Raw genomic sequence first — 20597 nt, 5'->3', positions numbered from 1 at the left:
TGGGCAATTATTCGGGCAACTGATATTTCAGGCCGGCAAGGCGGGTGCCGTCGGGTTTGAGGAAGCGGGCGCAAAATTCCCAGCCTAAATTATTTTGGGTCAATTTGACCAACAACGTATTCCAGCCTGGCTGCAAAACCACGTCGGTCTTATCCGACCCCGGGGTGAGCGGGCGCGCCACGTTCAGGGCCGCCACCTGGCGGCCGTTCAACCAGATTTTGACGCCGTCGTCGCTGCCAAATTCAAGGCGCGCGGGTTGTTCGGTTTCGGAATAAACACGGGTGCGCAAATAGGCCACGCGTTGTTCGCCGCCCAAGGCCTTGAGCACATCGAGGACAAAGGGGCGTTTGGGGTCTGTTCCGGCGGGCAACGGTTTCCATTTCACTTCGGCCGTGGCCGTTTCCGGCGGGAAAACGAGGTCAAACAATTCCTGATAGGATTTGCCGGCTTGCTGGTAGGGGCCGGCCATCTGCCAGACGGTGAGGTAATCCGCCAGGGCCTCGATGTGCTGGAGGCGTGCCTGCAAATCTTTCTGGCGGGCTGGCTCACTCACCTGCTTCAGGGCTGTTTGCAGCGCGCGGGTGCACTCGGCCGGATGCGCCCCGGCGAGGCTCTCCGCCAGCGCTGACACGGCCTGAGCCGCTTCATTTTGCAAGGCGGGATCGGCGGTCATACTGGCGGCGAGGGCCAAGGATTCCACAGTGGGCGCTGCGGCGAGCCGGCCCAGAATCATCCGTTTTTCCTCCACGCGCGAAGCCAGCCCGAGCAGGTCACGCAGGAGGGCGGCGCGTTCCGTTGTGCCCAGGTTGCCGGCTTCCTCGTGAACCAGACGCGCTGCGCCGCGCACGGCCAGGACGCGGAGGGTGTTTTCCGGGGAGGAACGCGCCAGCTCGAGGAGGGCGGGCAGGACACCGGGGTCCACCGAGTCGCACAAGGCGCGCAGGGCCGCCTGGCGGGCCTGGGCATCGGCGTCCTGCCGTCCGGCCAACAGGGCCGCCCGCACGCGCTCATGCCGGAGCTGCGCCAGAACGGGATACAAGGCCGCGCGGGCCGCCGCCTCGCCCTGCAGGCCGGCCACCAGCGGCTCGGGCGAAAAATCCGGGCGCGCCTGCAAGCGGCGGCAGGCTTCGAGCAGGGCTTCCTGGGCGGCGCGGCGCTGAGCGTCATCGGGGGCCTGTTGCAACGCCTGAACCAGCGCAGCAAGCTGGGCTGGTTTGGCCAGTTGGCCCACCGCCCGCAGGGCCGGGGTGCGCACGTTGTCCGGGCCGGTGCGGGCGAGTTGCAAGAGCTGGGGCACTGCCTCTGTCTCCTGACGCACGGCCAGGGTCTGGATGATTTCCGCTTGCATCGCCGGCGCGGCGGTGGGCAGCAACTTCAAGAGCGTCGGGGCCAGGGGGTCGCGCAGGCGGGCCAGCGCGCGCCGGGCGGCCTTCTGCTCCTGGGCGTCCTGGGACAGCGCCGCTTGCAACAAAGACGGCGCGTGGGCGGCCTGGCCCAATTCGGCCAGGGCGTTCACGGCGGCGATGCGGACGTAGCTCTCGGGGCTTCGCAGGGCCTCCACCACGGCACGCACGGCACTGCGCGCTTCGGTGGCGCGCAAAATTTCGATGACCGACGCCTGCACGGGCGGCGGGAGTTTGGGCAAGAGCCGGCCCAATTCCTGCGCCACTGCGGGAGTGTTCCATTCGGCGGCCACCTGCAGGACCGCGCGTTGCTGGATGGCATCCGTGCCCAACAGACCTTCACGCATCAGGGACAAGCGGCGTTTTTTGTCCGCCCGGAGGAGGCCGCACCAGGCAGCCTGGCGCACGGCGGGGGATTCCTGGGGGGCGGTCAAACGCTCATAGACTTTGAGGCCCGCGGCGGCGTGGGGTCCGCCCTGCAAGTTTTCGGCCGCGCGCAACAAGGCATCCACGATGGCGGTGCGGATGGGGCCGGAGGTTTTGTCGAGCCAGGGTTGCAAATGCGTGATGGCCTCTGCGCCACCGCGTTTGCCCAGGGCAATGGCGGCGGCAATGATGATGTCCGGGTGGCTGTCGTTAAGGTGGCGGGCCACCGGGGCGACCGGCATGTCCGGACGCTCGCCCAGGGATTGGAGAATGCCGGCCTTTTGCGCGCGCTGGGCGTCCGCCAAGGCCGCGAGGAGGGCTGCCGTGGCCTCCGGGCAAGGGAGAGATTCCAGCGCATAGCGCGCCGAGTGCGAGAGTTCCGGGTCGGTCAGCAGACGCGCCAGGGCGGGGACGGCGGCGGCGGTGCCGATGCGTTTTAACCGGGCGCAGGCGGCGTCTTTTTGCTCGGGCGGCGCCGGGCTTTGCAACACGGCGATGAGTTCCGATTCGGAGGGCGTAGAGGCGGCTGGCGCGGACGCCAACGGCCAGGCCAGCGCGGCCAGGAGGATGACCAGGGAGCAGCAGGTGGTGTTCATGCAAGCAAGGGGTGGAATCTTTGGTCGGGAAAGGAAAACATTCAGACTTGCCATGGCGGGCGTTGGGCAATGGACAGGAGGCGGTTGGCTTCCTCATCGCCCACAAATTGCTCGGCCACGGGGTCCCATTGCAGGGGGCGTTGCAATATTTTTTCAATGCCCCCCAGCAGCAGCGCGCTGGCGGCGCGGTGGGCGATGTCGGCATCGCAGATGGTTTTTTTGCGGGATTTGACGCACTCCAAAAAATTGCCGGAGTGGCTGTCGCTGAAGTAGAGATGCACCTCGTTGGGGCGCAGCGGCTCGCGGATGATGTCCTCCGGGTAACTGACCAGATTGCCGCGGTCCACCGCCAATCGCCCGTGGGCGCCCACAAAACAACAACCGCCGTCATGCCCTACGGGCTCCCCGGGATAAGGCCGCCCGTGAACGACCACCCCGTTGGCGTAGCGATAGGAGGTGCGCCCTTCCTCCATGAACAAGGCAACCGGCCCGGAGTCATCCATGCCGGCGGCCCATTGGACGATGTCATAATGATGCTGGCCCCAGTTCAGCTCGCCAATGTCGTAGCGGTGGGCGCCGGTGTTGCCGTCGTAAGGCACCCACGGTGCCGGCCCGAGGTACAAGTCCCAGTCCAAGGTTTCGGGCACGGGTTTGGCGGGGCCAAATTTCGCGCCCCAGGCAATCGCGCCGCCATCGCGGTAGGCGTAGATTTCCTTGAGCTGTCCCAGCCGCCCGCTGCGGACGTACTCACAGGCCCGGCGGAAATAGCCGTTGTATTCACTGCGCTGTTGCGTGCCCGCCTGGTACACGCGCCCGTACCGGCGGACGGCGCGCAGCACGGCCTGGCTTTCGCGGATGGTGCAGGCGGTGGGTTTTTCACAGTAAATATCCTTGCCCGCCTGCGCCGCCATGACGGACATCACCGCATGCCAGTGCGCCGGCGAGGCGATGAGCACGGCGTCAATATCGGCGCGGTCCAGCACGTGGCGAAAATCCGTGTACGCCTCGCACGGCCGGTAGCCGGCCTGGCCATACACCTGCTGATAATGTTGATTGACGCGGTCGCGCGCGCGCTCGCGGCGGTCGCGCCATACATCGCAGACGGCGAGCACCTGGACATCCTTGCGGGCGGTGTAGCCCCCGGCCAGATAGGTCCAGGCGCCGCCCAGCAAATGACCGGCCCCCTGGCCGCCCACACCAATGAAGCCCATCGCCACCCGCTCGCTGGGCGGCAGGGCGCCGCCGCGGCCGAGCACCGGCGCGGGCACCCACAGGGGAGCGGCCAGACACGCGCCGGCCCAAGCCAGTTGGCGCTGCAAAAAATTGCGCCGCGAAAATCTTGGGGAAACAGATTTCATGGCGAGGGATTATGCGACCGGTTGCAGCGTTGTAAAACATAAACTATTCCGCCCCAATCCCGGGAAGCAACGCTGCGGGTTTGCGTTATTGCGACCGCGGCCGCCTGCCTGCCGGGCAGGGCATTGCCATTGGTTTCCTCACCCAGAAGCCTGAATGCCGGGACCCGGTCCCCTGGCCAAGCCCCACAATCCTCATTGCCTGACCTGCGCCCGCACTTTACTTTTGCCGTATGATGTCGCGAATCAAATCAGATGCCCTGTTCGACGAAGCGTTGCGTTATCTGCCGGGCGGCGTGAATTCACCGGTGCGGGCCTTTCGCGCGGTGGGAGGCAAGCCTTTTTTTGTGCAACGCGCAGCGGGGGCGCGGGTGTGGGATGTGGACGGCAACGAGTACCTTGATTATGTGTGCACGTGGGGGCCGGCCATTCACGGCCATGCGCATCCGGCCATTGTGGCCGCCATCAAAAGCGCGGCGGATGACGGCACCAGTTTCGGCATCCCCAACCCGCGCGAGGTGGCGCTGGCGCGGTGCATCATTGAGCGCATTCCCAGCGTTGAGAAAATCCGCTTCTGCAACAGCGGCACCGAGGCGTGCATGTCGGCCATCCGGCTGGCGCGCGGTTTCACGAGACGCGATAAAATCATCAAGTTTGATGGCTGTTATCACGGCCACGCCGACTCGCTGCTGGTCAAGGCCGGCTCCGGCGCGCTGACGTTTGGGCATCCCGACAGCGCCGGCGTGCCGGCGGCTTTCACCCAGCACACCATCGTGCTGCCCTTCAATGATGAGGAGGCCGTGCGCGCCGCCTTTGCGGCCAATGCCGGACAAATCGCGGGCATCATTCTGGAGCCGGTGCCCGGCAACGCCGGCCTGTACCTGCCGCGGCCGGGTTATCTGGAGTTTTTGCGGAAAATCACGCGGGAAAACGGGGCGCTGTTGATTTTCGATGAAGTGATGACCGGCTTTCGCCTGGCGTTTGGGGGGGCGCAGGAGCGGTTTGGCATCCAGCCGGACCTGACCTGCTTTGGCAAAATCATCGGCGGCGGCCTGCCGGTGGGGGCGTTTGGGGGGCGGGCGGAAATCATGGATTGCCTGGCGCCGTTGGGGCCGGTGTATCAGGCGGGGACGTTGAGCGGCAACCCGCTGGCCATGGCGGCGGGCCTGGCGGCGCTGGAATTATTGGAAGATGGCTCCGCTTATGCGCGGCTTGAAGCGCTGGGCCAGCAACTGGAGGATGGTCTCAAGGAGGCGGTTGCCCGGGCGGGGGTGCCGGCGCAATTCAACCGCTGCGGCTCCATGTTCTGCCTTTATTTCACCGGCGAGCCGGTGCATCACCTGGGCGATGCCCTGCGCAGCGACCGTGAGCGGTTCAAGCGCTTTTTCCACGGGATGTTGGAGGCGGGCATTTATCTGGCGCCGTCGCCTTTTGAGGCCGGTTTTATTTCCACCGCGCACACCGAGCAGGACATCGAGCGCACGGTGTCGGCTGCCCGGGCGGTGATGCAGGGGTGGAAGTAAGCTTTCAGCCGGTGCTCCGGCCCGTGGCAGGCCGGGGCCGGCGCCGGAAGTGGGGCAAGGCCGGGCCGGGCTTCGCTTGCTGTTCGGACAAGCAGTGCTATGCTCAGCTTGACGGTGGTCGTTTCGCTTTATGAGCAAAATTGTTGGGATTGATTTGGGCACAACCAACTCCCTGGTGGCGGTGGTGGAGGCGGGCATCCCGTATGTGATTGCCGATGCGGAAGGCAACCGGTTGACGCCTTCGGTGGTGCATTTTCCGGGGCCGGAGGCGGAGCCGCTGGTGGGGCATCCCGCGCATCGCGTGCGCGTGCTCAAACCGCGGGAAACGGTGTATTCCATCAAACGGTTCATGGGCCGCCGCGGCGCGGAAATTCCGCGGGAAGAAATGCTGGTGACGTATCCCGTGCGCGGCGAGGGCGGCGGGCCGGTGCAGATTGACATTCACGGGCGCACCTACACGCCGGAGGAGATTTCGGCCGAAATCCTCAAGAAATTGAAGCGCGACGCGGAACGCGCCCTGGGCGAGCCGGTGACGCGCGCCGTCATCACCGTGCCGGCGTATTTTAATGACGCCCAGCGCAACGCCACCAAGCGGGCGGGCGAGCTGGCGGGCTTGACGGTGGAGCGCATTGTCAATGAACCCACGGCGGCGGCGCTGGCGTACGGATTGAACCGCCTGAAGGAAAAATCGCGCATTGCGGTTTATGACCTGGGCGGGGGCACTTTCGATTTGTCCATACTCGAGCTGAACCAGGGGGTTTTCCAGGTGCTGGCCACCAATGGCAACACCCGGCTGGGCGGCGATGACCTGGACCGGCGGCTGGTGGATTTTCTGGTGGAGCGCATCCGCGCCGCCGGCGGGCCGGAGGCCACGGCGGACCTCTCCATGATGTCGCGCCTGCGGGAGGCCGCGGAAAAAGCGAAAATCCAGCTCAGCACGGAAACGGAGGTGGAAATTGCCCTGCCGTTTTTGACGCCGCATTTCAGTTACAGCTACCGCCTCACGCGGGAGGAGCTGGAGCGGTTGACCCGCGACATCATCGAGCGGACCCGCGCGCATTGTCTGCGCTCGCTGGCGGATGCACGGGTGGAGCCGGCGGATTTGGACCAGGTAATACTGGTGGGCGGACAGACGCGCATGCCGCTGGTGCGGCGGCTGGTGGCCGAGTGGTTTGGATGCGTGGACACGGAATTTGCCGAAGCCCGCGGCAACCTGCCGCTGAGCGAGGAGCCGGCCCCCAAAAAAGGCCCGCAGCTCAACACCTCGCAAAACCCGGATGAAGCCGTGGCGCTGGGCGCGGCGATTCAGGCGGAGATTTTGAGCGGGGGCTTCCAAAACGTGCTGTTGCTGGATGTCACGCCGCTTTCGCTGGGCATTGAAACGTTTGGCGGCCTGATGAATGTCATCATCCCGCGCAACAGCACCATCCCCATCAAGGCCGGGGAAATGTTCACCACCGCGGTGGACAACCAGCGTTCGATGCTCATTCACGTGTTGCAGGGCGAGCGCGAGCGCGCGAAGGACAACTGGAGTCTGGGCCGGTTTGAAATTGAGTTTGAGCCGGCGCCCAAAGGCGTGCCGCGGGTGGGCGTGCAGTTTGAAATTGACGCCAACGGCATCCTGCACGTGCTGGCCCGTGACATTAAAACCGGCCGGCAAAAAGTGGTGGATATTAAATCGGTGGTGGACGTCAACGATGCCGAGGTGCAGAAGATGGTGGAGGAATCCATCGAGCACGCCTTTGATGATTTGCGCGCCCGGCAATGGATTGAAGCCAAGCTGCGCGCCGGCGAAACCCTGACCGCCACCCGCAAGGGCCTGGCCGAGTGCGGCCAGGAATTGAGCGCCGAGTACCGCCAGAAAATTGAGCAGGCGATGGCCGACGTGGAAGCCGTGCTGGCGCAGGAAGACCCCCGCACCAAAACCGGCGACCCCGCCAAACTCAAGGCCGCCAACGCTGCTTTGGACGAAGCCACCCGCCCCCTGGCCGACTTGATGATGGACAAGGCGATGGAGGCGATGCTGAAAAAGAAAGGCCTGATTTAAGGTCGGGAGCGGTTACGCCGACAGCACCGACAGCTTTAAGCCCTTGCAAGCAAGGTGACGCCAAATCGCCACCCACTGCCCAGGCCGAGCCTTTAGGGAGAGGGTTTGGCGAGTTTGGCTTTCAACTCCGCCATTTCTTTCTTCACTTCCGCTGTGCGCGGGTGGTCGGGAAACTCCTTGACCAGGGCTTCCAGACAGGCCAGGCGCTGGGGATACCGCTGCAGGAATTGGAGCCGCTCGGCGGTCTTCAAATAGAGGCGCACCTTTTGCTGCGGGGAAGGCCCCCGTTGCAGGGCGCTTTCGGTGGTGTAAAGACCGTCCAGTAATTTGCGGTTCTGCCAGTACAAATCCGCCAGCATCTCGGTGAGCACTGCGCTGCTGGCGGTGTTGGTCAGGTTTTCCAGGTACCGCATGATTTCCAGGGGGCTCAGGCCGGTGGCCAGATTGAGCACCACCACCTTGGCATGGGACCACTCGATGAGGGAGCTGTTCCGGGCGGCAAGGTCGGCATGCCGCTCCTCCGGCCGGCGCGCGGCCGGGCGATAAAGTGGGTCGCCAATGACGGTGGTTTGCCAGGAGAGATTGCCCTGCGCGGCGTAGGCGGCCTCGGCGAAAGTGGCGCCCACGCCCAGCCAGTTGGCGGTGAAGGTGGGCACATCGAGCGTCCCGGCCAAATAAGGCTCATCCGTAAAGCCAATGGTGGCCGCCGCGCCCTTGGCCAGGAGCGGCCCCGCCCAGTGCTGCAGGGGGTTGCGCACGGAAGCGGCGCTGAAGGAATGCAGATGGTACACAAAGGCTCCCGGCATGAACTCCACTTCCGGCAAGGTGAACGGCCCGGAAACATGCTCGTCATACCAGCCGGCGTAGAAGGCGATGTGACTCATGGGATAACCTGCGCTGAAGGTGGCGGCGTTGGTGTCCACTTCCGTCCAATAGCCCATGCGCCAGAGCATTTGCGCGGTGGTGGCCAGCCAGCGGTCGCCCAGCGCGTAATTGGTGTCGGTGGTTTGTCGCAAGTCCAGGTAGGCGCGGCCCCACAGGCCGTTGGTCTCCGCGGCCAGGGCTTGGTCCACCAGCCCGCGCGCGATTTCCGCCGAGGGGCCATCCAGGCGCGTCACCAGCAACAGGCCGTTGGTGGGGTGCAACCGGGCCACGTTGGTGGCGCCATGAAAGGGATTGGGCAGCGCGCCGGCAATCAAGTAATTGGTCACGCTGCCCGGCAGGCAGGCCAGCTCGGAATCCACCGCCGCCTCGTTGCGTTGAAGCGCCGGGGGCAATGCCGCCGCCGCCGGCTCTTTCAGGGCGGGTTCCGGCCGGATTTTCAACGGCACGCCATAACAGAGCACGGCAAAACGGATGCTGGCCTGCACGGGCAGGCCGGCGGGAGCTTGGGGGTCGGCATATTTCCAATGGCGGTTTTCCGTCAGCCAGCGCAGGAGGGGCGCGCGCAATTGCTGGTCATACTCAGCGCGGCTCATGGTTTCGGTTTTGGGGAGGGACAATCCAAGGAGATAATCCGGTGGCACGCCGCGGCGGGTGGCGTAATACTCGGCCACGCGCCGAGAATCAGGCAAATCCCGATTGTACACCACCACCACCGAGGCGGCCTCGTTGGGGGTGGCGGGGACAGCGGGGAGGGAGAACACGCCCAGGGCCACCGCCATCAGCCAGAAAGAGATAATTGAATTATAAATCATGCAAACGCCGTTGGCGCTGGCGGCGATTAACCCACAATGGCGGCGAAAATCAAGCCCGCGGCCCTCAGGCAAAGAAGGGATTGTTGGCCTTTTCCTCCGCCACGGTGGTCAGCGGCCCGTGGCCGGGGCACAACAAGGTGTCGGGGGGCAGGGAGAGGATTTGCTCGCGCACCTTGCTCTTGGCGAGGTCGCCGTGGGCGCCGGCGCGGCCCATGCTGCCGGCGAAAATGGCGTCGCCCACCATGGCCACAAAGGGGGCGTCCTCGGGCCAGTTGCCCACAATGTAGGTCACGCCGTCGGGGGCGTGGCCGGGAGTGGGACGGTGGGTGACGCGCAGGTTGCCCACGTGAATGCAATCCTGGGGGCGGTTGCGATGTTGCGGCAGGGCATCGGGCGCGCTGGTGTGTAGTTGCGCGCGCGGGAATCGCCGCCGAATGTCATCCAGCACCGCCACGTGGTCGGCGTGGGAATGAGTAATGAAGAGGTGGCGCAATTCCAGCCCCTCGGACTCTACGATTTGAAACACCGCCCCGGCATCATAACCGGTGTCAAACAAAGCGGCATCCCGGGTGGCCTCATCCCACACCAGGTAGCAATGCACGGAAAAACCGCGGCCGGAGGTGATTTGCCGGAGCTGCCGCCACTGGCTCAAATCCGGCTGGGCCGGATGCCAGCCGGCCGCCAGCCGCGCCAACCGGCCCGCGTCCAGGGTCAGCAATTTGCCCAGCATGGCAAAGTCCAGCGGCCTGCCACAATTGCCCTGAGCTTCCAAGGTTTGCAGCTCGTCCAGGCTGATTCCCAGCGCCTGGGCCGCAGTGGCAGCGCTGACGTTGGCCATTTCCCGCGCTTTGCGGATGACATCACCCACATGGTCTTCCAAACTCATGCGGGTAAAGTAGCGGGTGGCGGGGGGCGTGTCCAGTGAGGGGGGGGGAGAAGCGCCGGGTCAGATTTGAAAGTCCACCGCCTTGCGGGCTTCCTTGTTGAGGACCTTAATCTTCACGTCTTCCATCACCACCAACGAGCGCGGCGGCACGCTGTGGCTGAGGAAGACATTGGCCCCGATGGTGCTGCCCTCCCCCACCACGGTATCCCCGCCCATGATGGTGGCACCGGCATAGACGGTGACGCGGTCCTCGAGCGTGGGATGGCGCTTCACGCCGCGCAACTGCTGGCCGCCGGAGAGCGAGCGCGCAATCAAGGCGACGCCCTGGTATAACTTGACGTGATTGCCGAGGACGCTGGTCTCGCCAATCACCGTGCCGGTGCAGTGGTCCACGAAGAAATGCGAGCCGATGGTGGCTCCCGGATGAATGTCCATGCCCGTGCGGCTGTGGGCCCATTCCGACATGATGCGCGGAATCAAGGCAATGTGCCGGCGGTACAGCTCATGGGCCAGGCGATGCACGGCAATGGCCTCCACAAACGGATACGCCACAATCACCTCTTCCCGGCTCAGGGCGGCAGGGTCGCCGTTATAGGCCGCCTCGACATCCGTCTGCAAAATTTCCCGCAGGCACGGGATGCCCGCCAGCAGCTCCTCCGCGTATTGCCGCGCCAAGGGGCGCAGCTCCTTCTTGCGCGCGCCTTCGGGGGGCTTGTATTCGAGGCTCTTGTAAATTTCCTCCTCCAGCCGCACCAGCACCTTGTGCACCAGCACGGTGGTTTCCCACTGCAATTCCGAGGAATGCAGGGGTTTTTCATCAAAAAAACCGGGGAATAACAGGCGCATCAAATCCGCCGTAATGGCCACCACGGCGTTTTGGGAGGGCAGATTCTTGCCGTCCACGTGGTTGATGCCGCCTTGTTGCTGATAGGAGGCCAGTAATTGGTCGGCCAGTCGAGTCACAGTGTTGGTCACGGTAGTGGCGAAGAATCAGGCGCGGGTTAACGAATAGCGGGTTTGACCACCGGCTGTGGTTTGGCCGGAGGCGGCGGCGGGGCATCGGGGCGCAGCTCGCGATGGCTGCCGCCCTTGCTCAAATCGTCCTTAAGCTTCTGAAACTCGGCGGCGTCCAACTGGCCGTCACCATTCTTGTCATATTGGCGCAGCAAATCATCGGAGCCAATTTTGCTGGTGGCGCGGCGCCGCGCGGGGTCGCCGCCTTCGTACAAATCTTTGGCGGTCAAGCGCCGGTCATCCCCGGCTTTGGGCAGGGTCTGCAGCCGGTTGGTGGCGGCGGCCTGCGCCGCGGCAATCTCGGCCTCGTCAATCTTGCCGTCGCCATTCAAATCAAATTTTTTAAGCAACAGCGCGTTGGCGCTGCCTTCCTGCGGATGGGCGGGCACGGCGTATTTGACGCCGTCCACCACCACGGTGCGGTCGCCTTCCGGCGCACGGTTTTTGGCTTTCGGCTCGGCCTTGGGGGCGCTGGCCGCGGCCAAATCCCCTGTCGCTGCCAGGAGCACGGCGCCCGCCAGCCCGCCCAGACCCCACCGCCTGAACCAGGAGTTTCTCATGAGCATCTTGCCTCGATGAAAGAATGACACTTGGGCCGTCCGTTGGCAATGGCTATTCCGGTCCCTGGCATGGCCCAAAAAGTGCTTGCAATTATTGGGCAGGCAGACAGATTAGGCACCCTGATAAGGGTGCGGTGCCGACAAAGGCCGGCGCCGCCAAAAAGCGGATTAGAGCCAACAACGTGTCCAAAGAAGAACCGATTGAATTTGATGGCCGGGTGACGCAAGTGCTCCCGGGAACGATGTTTCGTGTGGCGCTGCCCACCGGGCATGAGGTGCTGGCGCATATTTCGGGCAAGATGCGCAAAAATTTCATCCGCATCAGCGTGGGCGACAAGGTGCGGGTGCAGATGTCCCCCTACGATTTGGGCAAGGCGCGCATCACCTACCGCATCAACCAATAGGCGGCTGCCCGGCCACTAAGGAGTGACGGACTTTCCGGCCCCCAACTCCGCCGCCAGGTTGTCCATGGTCCATGCGGCCCCCCGGCGTTGCAGGCGGTCGGCCGCGGCGCCGTGTTCCCACACCGCATAACGAATGGCGGTCAACGCCTGGGAGGCGGCCAACGGTTGCGCCAGCCAGCCGGCCAGGTAGCCCGCCAACAAGTCCCCTGACCCGCCCTGCGCCAGATGCGGATTGCCGGTGGGATTGAGGAACGTCCCGCTTTTACGTTCATGCACCAGCGTGAGCCATCCCTTGAGCACGATGCAGGCACCGGGAAAGAGTTCTTCCAAGGCTTGTGCCGCCGCGCAGCGGTCCCGCAAAACTTCGGCCACCGGGCATTTCAACAATCGCGCCGCCTCCCCCGGGTGCGGCGTGAGGACACGCAAACCGGCCGAAGGACCGGGAGCCAGCATGTCGAGGGCGCTGGCATCGGCCACCACGGGGCCGGGAAAGTCGCGCCAGAGGGCCTGCAACGCCTCCTTGAGGTCGCGATGCTCCAGCGCACCGGCCAGCCCCGGCCCCATCAGCCAGGCGTTGCACGGTTTTTGTTCAAAGGTATGCGGTGTCCACACCGTGACCATGGGCGAGCGTAATTGTGCAGCAATGGGCAGATATGTGCCTTCCATGGTGGCCACGGTGATGAGTCCGGGTTGGGCCTTTTGCGCACCCAAGGCCGCCAGGACCGCGGCCCCGTGGTAACCCGGGCTACCCGCAACAATGCCCAAATGGCCGAAACTTCCCTTGTGCCCATGGATGGGTCGGAGCGGGGGAAAGCCGGCGAAATCCTCGGCCAACGTCCATTGCACCTTGCCGGCAAAGGGGCATGGCACCAGGCCAATTTCCGGCGCCACCTGCAGGCGGCCTGTGTATTCCGCCGCCGTGGGCTGCAACAGCCCCCATTTGGGCGCGCCAAAAGTCACTGTCAAGGTGGCCCGCACCGCGGCGCCGAGGGGTTGGCCGGTGTCTGCATCCAGGCCGCTGGGCACATCCACCGCTGCCACGGGCCAGCCGGAGGCATTGATTTCCTCCACCAGCGTGCGCCAGGCATCGCCCAGGGGACGATTGAGGCCAATGCCAAACAATCCATCCACAATCCAGCCCGGGGTTTTTGCGTGCCGTTGCCGAGCCGCCTTGAACCCGGATAATGCCTCGGCGGGGTCGTGGACATTCAGCAGGGTGACTTTTTCGGGAGGGAAACATTCCGCCGCCGCCCGGGCGTCGTCCCCGTTGTGGCCGCGCCCGGCAAGGATGAGCAAGGGCTCATGCGGCTTCCACCAACACTGGAGTTCGCGGGCCAGAGCGGCGCCGGCCTGATGAATGACCTCGGCCTCGGAGCGTCCGGCCGCCCAGCTCTGATTTTCCCACTCCCGCATCTGGGCAATGGAAATGACGGGCACTGGCATGAGGCGATTGTAACCGCCACGGGAAGCGTGACAACCTTCGAGTGCAGCCGCATCAAGGGGGGCGGCGGGAGAGCAATTAAGTCTAGAAACGGAGGGTCACCACCACTTTGCAGGAAAGCTCGCTCCACTGGCGGCTGAGCCGCCACTCGTCCAGGGCCATGCCCTGGTTGAAAACCAGGTACGCATCGCTGCCGGGGCGGAAGGTCCAGCGCAACCGGCTGTTCCAGCCCGCGGAGCGGGTTTGGTTCTCGTATTGCACCAGGTTGTTCCAGGAGAGGTTGGGCGTGAAGGTGAGATTCAGCCGCAGGCCAACCAGGCGGGCGTCAAAATCCCCGCTGGGCAAACGGACACGGCGCAGTTGGTAATTGAGTCCCCACAACCAGTGGCTGGAGGGGCGCCAGGTGAGTTCACTCAGGTAATCCTGCCGGGTGCCGTGGTAATAATCGCCGTGCCGAAAGTTCAAAAAGACGCTCAGCGGCCGCGCTTCGCTGGTGCGGATGAACGTGCGAAATCCGCCCCAGCCATAATCATCGGCCGGAATCCAGACGCCCGGCCACATTTCAAAGGGGGCATCCACGACATCGCGGTTTAAGGAGTATTCCACGTACCAGGAGTCGCCCGCCGGCGTGGTCAAGGAGAGGTAAGGCAAATCATAATCCTCCTCGATGAGCCGCCTGCTGGTATCGGTGGCCCAGGTGGGGCGCAGCCCCAAGGACACCGAGCGCAGCAGGCGGGTGTTCAGGCGCCAGAGGTAGCGCGCGCCCAGGATGTACTGGCGGATGTCCCGCCGGGAAACAAACCCCAGCGCCGGATCAAAACGCGCGTCCACCTGCCGGAAAATGGCCTCGGCCTCCAGCGGCTCATTGGGAAAGTCCAGCTTGAAGCCCCAGGCCAGGCCGCGCCCGCCTCTGGCTTCCGAATCACTCATCAACCAGAAAGCGTGCCCCAGGAGCTGCCGGTTGTCGGCGAGCCGGCTGTTCAGGTAATTGAAGTCGGCTCCCACCACGGTGTTGTCTCCGCGCCGGCGGGGATCGCCATGGGTGAGCATCACCCCCACATTGGACTCCTCGAAGACCTGATGCGAAAAACGGGCGACGGTGAGGTTTTTGGAAGGGACGTCGCGGTAGGCCTCCTGCTGGACATTGAGCAGCCCCAGCGTGGCGCCATTCAACCGCCCGGTGAGCCGGGCGCCCCCCATAATGTCCACCGGCGTGCCGTCTTCGGCCAGCCCGATGCGGCGGGAATAATAGGGCAGCGGCGAATAGGTCAGTCCGCCAAAGCGCCACACGGAGGCGTCCTGCAGAAAAAAGTCCCGCTTTTCGGGGAAGAAGAGGGGAAACCGGGTCAGATTCACCACCCGCTCGTCCACTTCGGCCTCGGCAAAGTCGGTGTTCAAGGTGCCCTGTAACTTGAGCATGGGGGTGATTTGATAGGTCACATCCAGCCCTGGCCGGAACTCCCATTGTTGCCGCTGATTGAGGCGGTCATCGCGGAATTTGCCGCCGGCAAAGGGCCGCAGCTCCAGCCCGCGCCCCTGGCGCAACTGATGCAGGCCATGAATCTGGCCAAAATCCGCCAGGGTGGTCATGGCTTTGGCGGGGCTTACGGCCGTCCAGCGGAGCAGCTCCTGGTTGCGGCGAATGCAGCGTTCAAAGTTGCAGCCCCAGGCGTTGGTCTGGGGGTCAAACCCCAGGCTGCGAAAGGGAATAGCCATTTCCGCCGTCCATCCCTGCGCATCGCGGCGCGCATGGGCGTGCCAGAGGGTGTCCCAGGATTTGTTGGCCACGCTGAAGTTTTCAATCAAACCTTCGACCCGCACGCCGGCGGGGTTGACCATGAAATAATAGCCCTCACGCTGGCGGTTGAAGGTATCGAGGGCCACCATGAAATAATCATCGCTGCGGAGGTTGGCATCGTGCTGCATTTGTCTGGCCAGAATCGCGTGCGGTTGCCGGTCAAAGCAGCGCACTCCGAGGTATAAATAATCCCGCGTGAAAAGCAGGCGCACCTCCGTGGCCTCCGACGGCGCCGCGCCTTCCACCGGCAGGACCTGGGTAAAATTGGTGAACGCGGGAGCCTTGGCCCAACAGGCATCGTCCAGGCGCCCGTCCAGAACTGGCGCCGTTTCGGTGAACGTCACGGGCCAGAGGGCCGGAGGAGGGGTCAGGGGAGGGTTCAAGGTTTCCTCGGCCGCCTGGCCGTGGAGCAGGCCACAAAAAGCGGCGGCGGCGGCCAACCACAGCCGCCCCGCGCCCACAAGGTAATGCCATGCCTGGGTTGCTTGCACGTCCGACTCATGGCGCTCCCGTGCCCGTACGGAAGCCCTGCCTGCCATGATGTAGTCTAATTCGACGTGAAAGCTGAGAAGTTTATTTAATTCATGCGCGAAAAAGGCGCGCCGGGCGATTAAATGAGATTCATGAAAACCCCCACCGCGGCGGTGTAACCGTGGAGGTAATTGCGCGGCCCCACCGGGCCAATCTCACCGTTGCAGAAAAAGCCGGACACTCCCAGCGGCCCGAGGTGTTGCTGCACAAGATTGGCGTCATGGTCGGGCGCGCCAAACAAGCCCACTCCCCGGCCATTGCAGGCAAACAAACACCCGCCATATAGGGTGTGCCCCTGCCACATCTCCCGGGCGCGGGTGAGGAGGGCAATCATGTCCTCGGTGGCCGCCTCGGCGTCGCGGCGCTGAAACTGGATGGTCTGCCCGGTGCGGGGCCAGGCCCCCACCGCCAGCGCGCCGGAATTGGGATCGCCTCCGAGCAGATTGCGAATCAGGAAGTCGCCCCGATGAAATTGCTCGACATACTCGCTCATGGCCAGGCCGATGAACAAATTGCCGCGGGCCTTCTTTTGCTCCTCCAAATCCAGGGCGTGAAACGTGTCCAACAACACTTTGTAAGCCGGGCGGTTGCCAATTTGGCGGATGAAATTGCGTTCACTTTGGGTGATGGTCCAAGGCTCGCCGATGGGGGTGCACCCCTGCGAGATTACGGCGCCCAGCTTGACTTCACCACCCAGGGACACCACCACCGCGCCGTCATCGAAAGCCTGGTTATTCAAGTACACCTGCGTGCTGCGCAGGGAGGGCACTCCGCTGGCCAGGCCGCCCACCACCGGCAGGCCGGGATAGGCCTCATTCCATTGCTTGAGCCAGGTTTCAGAATCCAACGTGTAGGGGTCCGCAAAAGCCAGCCAGCCGTTGGTTTGTTCGCGGCCAATGCCGGTCTCAGCATACCAGTATTGCCGGTTGTCGGCCTCCAGCACCTGGGATTGGGTCAGGTGAAAGCCGCGCACCGTCGCGCCCGGCAAATGATACAAGCCCAGCACCGCGCCGGGGGTGTCCTCGTATTCCCGGGAGCCGGCAATCAACCCCATGCCGCTGCAGCCGGCCAGCAAGGGCACCCGCGCATGCACTTGAATCAGTTCCAGCGCTTCACCGGCATGCTCGGCCCAATCGGGACTCAAAAAAACCAGCCCCAGCGTGGGCGGACGGCTCAACTGCTGCCGCAGCTCCTGCGCCCACGCGGCAAGCCGCAGCTCTTCATATCGCCCCGGAAAGTAGGCCGAAATGGAATACTCATTTCGCACGCAGGAAGATAATCCGCGCCCGCCCGCGGAGCAAATGGGAAGGGCAAAAAGCGGTCAAAAAAAATCCCGTCCAACCGGCGACGGGCAGAGAGAGACGGGGGCAGGGAATGCTTGTTGGTCCCTGGCAGCTCAGATTTTTCTTGGGGGCTGCCTGGCAGCAGGGAGTTTGGGCTGCCGCGGTGTTACTGAATCCATCCGGCCCACTGGCCCAGGCGGCACAGCAAATATCCCAGGCCGCCGGAAATGGGAATGGTCAGGACCCATGCCCAGACCATGCGCTCCACCACGGTCCAGCGCAAGGCGTTGAAGCGCCGGGCGCAACCCACGCCCATGATGGCCGCGGAGATGTTGTGGGTGGTGGAGACGGGAATGCCCAAAGTGGTGGCCAGAAAAATCATGGTGGCCGAGCTGGTTTCCGCGGCAAAGCCGTTGATGGGCTGCAGCTTCACCATTTTATGGCCGAGCGTTTTGATGATGCGCCAGCCGCCGGCGGCGGTGCCGGCCGCCATGGTGATGGCGCAAACGACTTTAATCCAGAGCTTGATGCCCTCCATTTTCGCCGCCCGATGAAAATAGCGGACTGCCTGCGGCAAATCCTGCGGCAACTCCACGCCGTGCCGATGGAGCACGCCCAGGCAGTAGAGGGCTTCGGGATGATTGCGTTGCGCACTCTGCTGCCACAAGCGCACCGCCTGGGCGCGGTCCTGGGGCAGTCCCCCAACCCCATGCCAGTACCACGCGGCCAGCACGGACTGGGCCTCGGCATTGTTGCGGGCCACCCGTGCCTGGAGCCAGGCCAGGGCCTCGGCCTCCACGGCGGGCTGGCCGTCCAGTTTGCGCCGGGGAATGGTGAACGGTGGGGAGGGGGGAGGTAGATTTTCCAGCAACGCCGCCGCCCGGGCTTCGTCTTTGGGGACTCCCATGCCTTTTTGATAAAGCTCGGCCAGTTTTTCCCGGGCCTGGCGATGCTGGTTTTTGGCGGCGCGCTCGAGCCATTCGGCCGCCAGGCGGTAGTTGACCTCGACCCCGCGGCCCTCCAGGTAAAGCAACGCCAGATTATATTGGGCGTTGGCGTTGTTTTTCTCGGCGGCATGTTTGAAGTCGCTGGCGGCGTGAGGCAGGTTTTGCGGCAGGCCCTGGCCGTCGCGGGCCATTTCACCCAGTTGATTGAAGGCCTCGTACACCACGGGGGTGGTGGTGGGATAATACAGCCAGTTCAAATAGCGGGGCAGTTGGTCAAAAGTGCCGGCGGTGGTGGCGGCCATGAGCGCCAGGGCAATGATGCCCATGGTTTTCTGGGCGTCATTGGTGCCGTGCATAACCCCCATGGCGGCGGCGCTCAGGATTTGGGCCTTGCCGAAGGTGAGATTGACAATGCGCGGCGTCAGCCGCAACAGCGTGACCAGGAGATAAAGGAGGCCCATAATGAGGAAGCCCAGCACAAAACCGCCCAGGGGGGAGCTGAACATGGGAATGACCACCTTGTACAAAAGTCCGCCGCTCTTGAGCCAGTCACTGGGGTTGGGCTGCGACCAGATAATGGCCTGCCAGTTGCCTTTGGCGCCGGCCAGGGCGGCGCCGCACAACCCGCCAATCAGCGCATGACTGGAGCTGGAGGGCATGCCAAACCACCAGGTAATCAGATTCCAGGTAATCCCGCCCAGGAGGGCGCAAACCAGCATCTCGGAGGTGACGGTCACCACCTTGCTGTCAATCAAGCCGGAGGAAATGGTCTTGGCCACGGCCGTGCCGAGCATCGCCCCGCCCAGGTTGGCCAGGGCGGCCATAATCACCGCCTGGCGCGGCGTGAGCACCTTGGTGGAAACCACCGTGGCAATGGAGTTGGCGGTGTCGTGAAATCCGTTGATGTACTCGAAAATCAACGCCACCAGAATGACCACAATGACCAGTTCCATGCGTTACCCCAATTTGTTTCCCGCGGGCCGCCGGGTTCTCTCCGGCCGGCCCGCCATCGCCCGGAGGCGGTTCAAGAATGTTTCAACACAATGTAGGTGACGGTGTTGCCCGCATCGCGGCAGCGGTCCACCGTTTTTTCCAGCAGCTCATGCAGCTCTTTCAAGGCCAGCACCTGCAACGGCTCATACTTGCCCCCGTACAAGTCCTTGAACACCTCCAGCAGGTATTTGTCCGCCTCCCCCTCCACCTCCTGCAACCGGCCATTCAAATCCTTCATTTCCTCCAGCGGCGCATGGCGGCGCAAGGCCTTGACCATTTCCCCCACCAGAGTGGCCGCCCGCTCCACCAGCCGGGCCATGGGGGTGAAGTCATGGTCTTTCACCAGCGCCTGGATTTGCAGATAACGTTCCGCAAATTTTTCGATGGTCTTGGGGATTTTATACAGCGCGCTTGACAACGATTCGATATCTTCCCGTTCCAAAGCTGTGACAAATGTCTTGACCAGCCTCTCCTCGATTTCCTTGGTGATTTTTTTATCGTTGCGGCGAAATTCCGAGAATTCCTGCAAGTGGGTGGGCTGTTGCGGCTGCCGCAGAAGGCGGGTCAACACCTGGGCGCTGTGCAGGCCTTCCTGTGCGCTGGCTTCGAGCAAATTGTAGAAAACATCATCTTTGCCCAAAAGTTTTTGTATCGAAATCATGGCTGTAGATTTAAGAAACTAATGTTACGATAATTTGTCTAATTTGTTACGTAAATGTTACGGTTTGCCAAGTGTCCCGGGCAGCCGCTTCAAGGGCGGCCCTCCCTCACGCGGCCTGCGGGGAGAAAGCGGGGGGCTTTGGGGCCGCCGGGAAAAGGGGACGGGCTGGCGCCAAAACTGCCAGCGCCCCGACTGCATTTGCGCTTGGTCTTGGCCGGGGAGGAAGGTAAGATGGGCACCATGAAACGCATGTCATGGTGTTTTCCATTTCGGGCAGGCAAGGCGCGCTTTTTTCTCCCCACCCTGGGTCTTGGCCTCAGCCTGGTTTTAATTTGCACCAGCGGCGGCTGCAAGAGCGGCAAGAGCGCCGCTTGTCCCTGCAAGAGCGGCCAGGCGGCGGCCGCCGGTTGCGGGACGTGCCCCACCCCGGCGGTGGCGGGCGCCACCAACGCCCCGGCCCCGGCCGAAGAGGAAGTGGAGGAAGGCGAATTGATTTTTGACGGACAAAGCCTCAAGGGCTGGAAAATCACGCCGTTTGCCGGACACGGAGAAGTGGAGGTCAAAGACGGCAAAATCATCCTGCATGAGGGCATCATGACCGGGGTGAACTACACCAATCCCATCCCCCGCATGAATTATGAGGTGACCTGGGAAGGGTGCCGGGTTGCGGGCACGGATTTCTTTGCCAGTTTGACTTTTCCGGTGGGGGAGACGCATTGCACGTTAATCACCGGCGGATGGGGCGGCGGGGTGGTGGGCATCTCGAGCATTGACAGCATGGACGCCTCGGAGAATGAAACCACCCAGTTCATCGCGTTTGAAAATGGCCGGTGGTATCGCTTCCGCGTGCGGGTGACGCCGGACAAGATTGAGGCGTGGGTGGACAACAAAAAGGTGGCCAATGTGAACACCAAGGGGAAAAAGATTGATGTGCGCCCGGGGGAAATCGAGGAGTCGCGCCCGTTCGGCTTTGCCGCCTGGTCCACCACCGGCGCCATTAAAAACGTGCGGATTCGCAAGCTGGATTAAGGC

At 63.6% G+C, this 20597-nt stretch carries 15 protein-coding genes; 4 read left to right on the top strand and 11 right to left on the bottom strand.

The features are described 5' to 3' along the window. Nucleotides 1–7: 7 nt before the first annotated feature. Entirely contained in the window at nt 8–2425 is a 2418-nt protein-coding gene (locus NXS98_RS16150) for a HEAT repeat domain-containing protein (RefSeq protein WP_283846084.1), read from the bottom strand. Between the two features lie 41 nt (nt 2426–2466). Next, the gene (locus tag NXS98_RS16145) at nt 2467–3783 is read right to left on the bottom strand and encodes a Gfo/Idh/MocA family protein (RefSeq protein WP_283846083.1); all 1317 of its coding nucleotides are present in this window, start codon (nt 3781–3783) and stop codon (nt 2467–2469) included. Between the two features lie 230 nt (nt 3784–4013). On the opposite strand from NXS98_RS16145, the gene hemL reads away from it, so the two are divergent. After that, nucleotides 4014–5303, top strand: coding sequence for a glutamate-1-semialdehyde 2,1-aminomutase (hemL, locus tag NXS98_RS16140; RefSeq protein ID WP_283846082.1), 1290 nt, complete (start codon nt 4014–4016; stop codon nt 5301–5303). Nucleotides 5304–5433: 130 nt separating this feature from the next. After that, nucleotides 5434–7350, top strand: a complete 1917-nt coding sequence (locus NXS98_RS16135; RefSeq protein WP_283846081.1) for an Hsp70 family protein — start codon at nt 5434–5436, stop codon at nt 7348–7350. Nucleotides 7351–7442: 92 nt separating this feature from the next. Here the strand turns inward: NXS98_RS16135 and NXS98_RS16130 are convergent, their stop codons facing one another. From NXS98_RS16130 to NXS98_RS16115, 4 genes are all read right to left on the bottom strand, one after another. After that, nucleotides 7443–9047: a TIGR03790 family protein gene (locus tag NXS98_RS16130; RefSeq protein WP_283846079.1), complete on the bottom strand. Its 1605-nt coding sequence runs from the start codon at nt 9045–9047 to the stop codon at nt 7443–7445. Nucleotides 9048–9111: 64 nt separating this feature from the next. After that, on the bottom strand, nt 9112–9933 hold the full coding sequence (locus NXS98_RS16125) for an MBL fold metallo-hydrolase (protein WP_283846078.1): 822 nt from the start codon (nt 9931–9933) through the stop codon (nt 9112–9114). Between the two features lie 60 nt (nt 9934–9993). Continuing rightward, nucleotides 9994–10896 (bottom strand): serine O-acetyltransferase, encoded by a 903-nt coding sequence (locus NXS98_RS16120; protein WP_283846076.1) that lies wholly within the window; start codon nt 10894–10896, stop codon nt 9994–9996. 38 nt (nt 10897–10934) lie between these two features. Then, entirely contained in the window at nt 10935–11507 is a 573-nt protein-coding gene (locus tag NXS98_RS16115; RefSeq protein WP_283846075.1) for an EF-hand domain-containing protein, read from the bottom strand. A gap of 182 nt (nt 11508–11689) precedes the next feature. On the opposite strand from NXS98_RS16115, the gene infA reads away from it, so the two are divergent. Next, entirely contained in the window at nt 11690–11911 is a 222-nt protein-coding gene (infA, locus tag NXS98_RS16110; RefSeq protein WP_283846074.1) for a translation initiation factor IF-1, read from the top strand. Between the two features lie 15 nt (nt 11912–11926). Here the strand turns inward: infA and NXS98_RS16105 are convergent, their stop codons facing one another. The 5 genes from NXS98_RS16105 to NXS98_RS16085 all read right to left on the bottom strand — a co-directional run bounded on the left by NXS98_RS16105 (nt 11927) and on the right by NXS98_RS16085 (nt 19565). Further along, nucleotides 11927–13354 (bottom strand): NAD(P)H-hydrate dehydratase, encoded by a 1428-nt coding sequence (locus NXS98_RS16105; protein WP_283846073.1) that lies wholly within the window; start codon nt 13352–13354, stop codon nt 11927–11929. An 82-nt stretch (nt 13355–13436) separates the two neighbouring features. Beyond that, nucleotides 13437–15689 carry a carbohydrate binding family 9 domain-containing protein gene (locus NXS98_RS16100; protein WP_283846072.1) on the bottom strand — a complete coding sequence of 751 codons (2253 nt, stop codon included), beginning with the start codon at nt 15687–15689 and terminating at the stop codon, nt 13437–13439. A gap of 71 nt (nt 15690–15760) precedes the next feature. After that, complete coding sequence (locus tag NXS98_RS16095) at nt 15761–16948, bottom strand: FIST signal transduction protein (protein WP_283846071.1); 1188 nt, start codon at nt 16946–16948, stop codon at nt 15761–15763. 182 nt (nt 16949–17130) lie between these two features. Continuing rightward, nucleotides 17131–18864, bottom strand: a complete 1734-nt coding sequence (locus NXS98_RS16090) for an inorganic phosphate transporter (RefSeq protein WP_283846070.1) — start codon at nt 18862–18864, stop codon at nt 17131–17133. Nucleotides 18865–18935: 71 nt separating this feature from the next. Then, on the bottom strand, nt 18936–19565 hold the full coding sequence (locus tag NXS98_RS16085; RefSeq protein ID WP_283846069.1) for a DUF47 domain-containing protein: 630 nt from the start codon (nt 19563–19565) through the stop codon (nt 18936–18938). 240 nt (nt 19566–19805) lie between these two features. Between NXS98_RS16085 and NXS98_RS16080 the strand changes: the two genes are divergently transcribed. Continuing rightward, entirely contained in the window at nt 19806–20594 is a 789-nt protein-coding gene (locus tag NXS98_RS16080; protein ID WP_283846068.1) for a 3-keto-disaccharide hydrolase, read from the top strand. Nucleotides 20595–20597: the final 3 nt, after the last annotated feature.

It is taken from the genome of Fontisphaera persica (assembly GCF_024832785.1).
In the GTDB taxonomy this organism is placed as follows: Bacteria; Verrucomicrobiota; Verrucomicrobiia; order Limisphaerales; family Fontisphaeraceae; genus Fontisphaera; species Fontisphaera persica.
Note: the sequence above shows the minus strand (reverse complement) of the source record. Positions and strands in the feature narration are given on the sequence as shown.

Excerpts from the sequence above, each read along its gene's own strand:
- NXS98_RS16150 (WP_283846084.1), bottom strand. The coding sequence starts at position 2,425 with ATGAACACCACCTGCTGCTCCCTGGTCATCCTCCTGGCCGCGCTGGCC.
- NXS98_RS16145 (WP_283846083.1), bottom strand. The coding sequence starts at position 3,783 with ATGAAATCTGTTTCCCCAAGATTTTCGCGGCGCAATTTTTTGCAGCGC.
- hemL (WP_283846082.1), top strand. The coding sequence starts at position 4,014 with ATGATGTCGCGAATCAAATCAGATGCCCTGTTCGACGAAGCGTTGCGT.
- NXS98_RS16135 (WP_283846081.1), top strand. The coding sequence starts at position 5,434 with ATGAGCAAAATTGTTGGGATTGATTTGGGCACAACCAACTCCCTGGTG.
- NXS98_RS16130 (WP_283846079.1), bottom strand. The coding sequence starts at position 9,047 with ATGATTTATAATTCAATTATCTCTTTCTGGCTGATGGCGGTGGCCCTG.
- NXS98_RS16125 (WP_283846078.1), bottom strand. The coding sequence starts at position 9,933 with ATGAGTTTGGAAGACCATGTGGGTGATGTCATCCGCAAAGCGCGGGAA.
- NXS98_RS16115 (WP_283846075.1), bottom strand. The coding sequence starts at position 11,507 with ATGAGAAACTCCTGGTTCAGGCGGTGGGGTCTGGGCGGGCTGGCGGGC.
- NXS98_RS16105 (WP_283846073.1), bottom strand. The coding sequence starts at position 13,354 with ATGCCAGTGCCCGTCATTTCCATTGCCCAGATGCGGGAGTGGGAAAAT.
- NXS98_RS16100 (WP_283846072.1), bottom strand. The coding sequence starts at position 15,689 with ATGGCAGGCAGGGCTTCCGTACGGGCACGGGAGCGCCATGAGTCGGAC.
- NXS98_RS16090 (WP_283846070.1), bottom strand. The coding sequence starts at position 18,864 with ATGGAACTGGTCATTGTGGTCATTCTGGTGGCGTTGATTTTCGAGTAC.
- NXS98_RS16085 (WP_283846069.1), bottom strand. The coding sequence starts at position 19,565 with ATGATTTCGATACAAAAACTTTTGGGCAAAGATGATGTTTTCTACAAT.
- NXS98_RS16080 (WP_283846068.1), top strand. The coding sequence starts at position 19,806 with ATGAAACGCATGTCATGGTGTTTTCCATTTCGGGCAGGCAAGGCGCGC.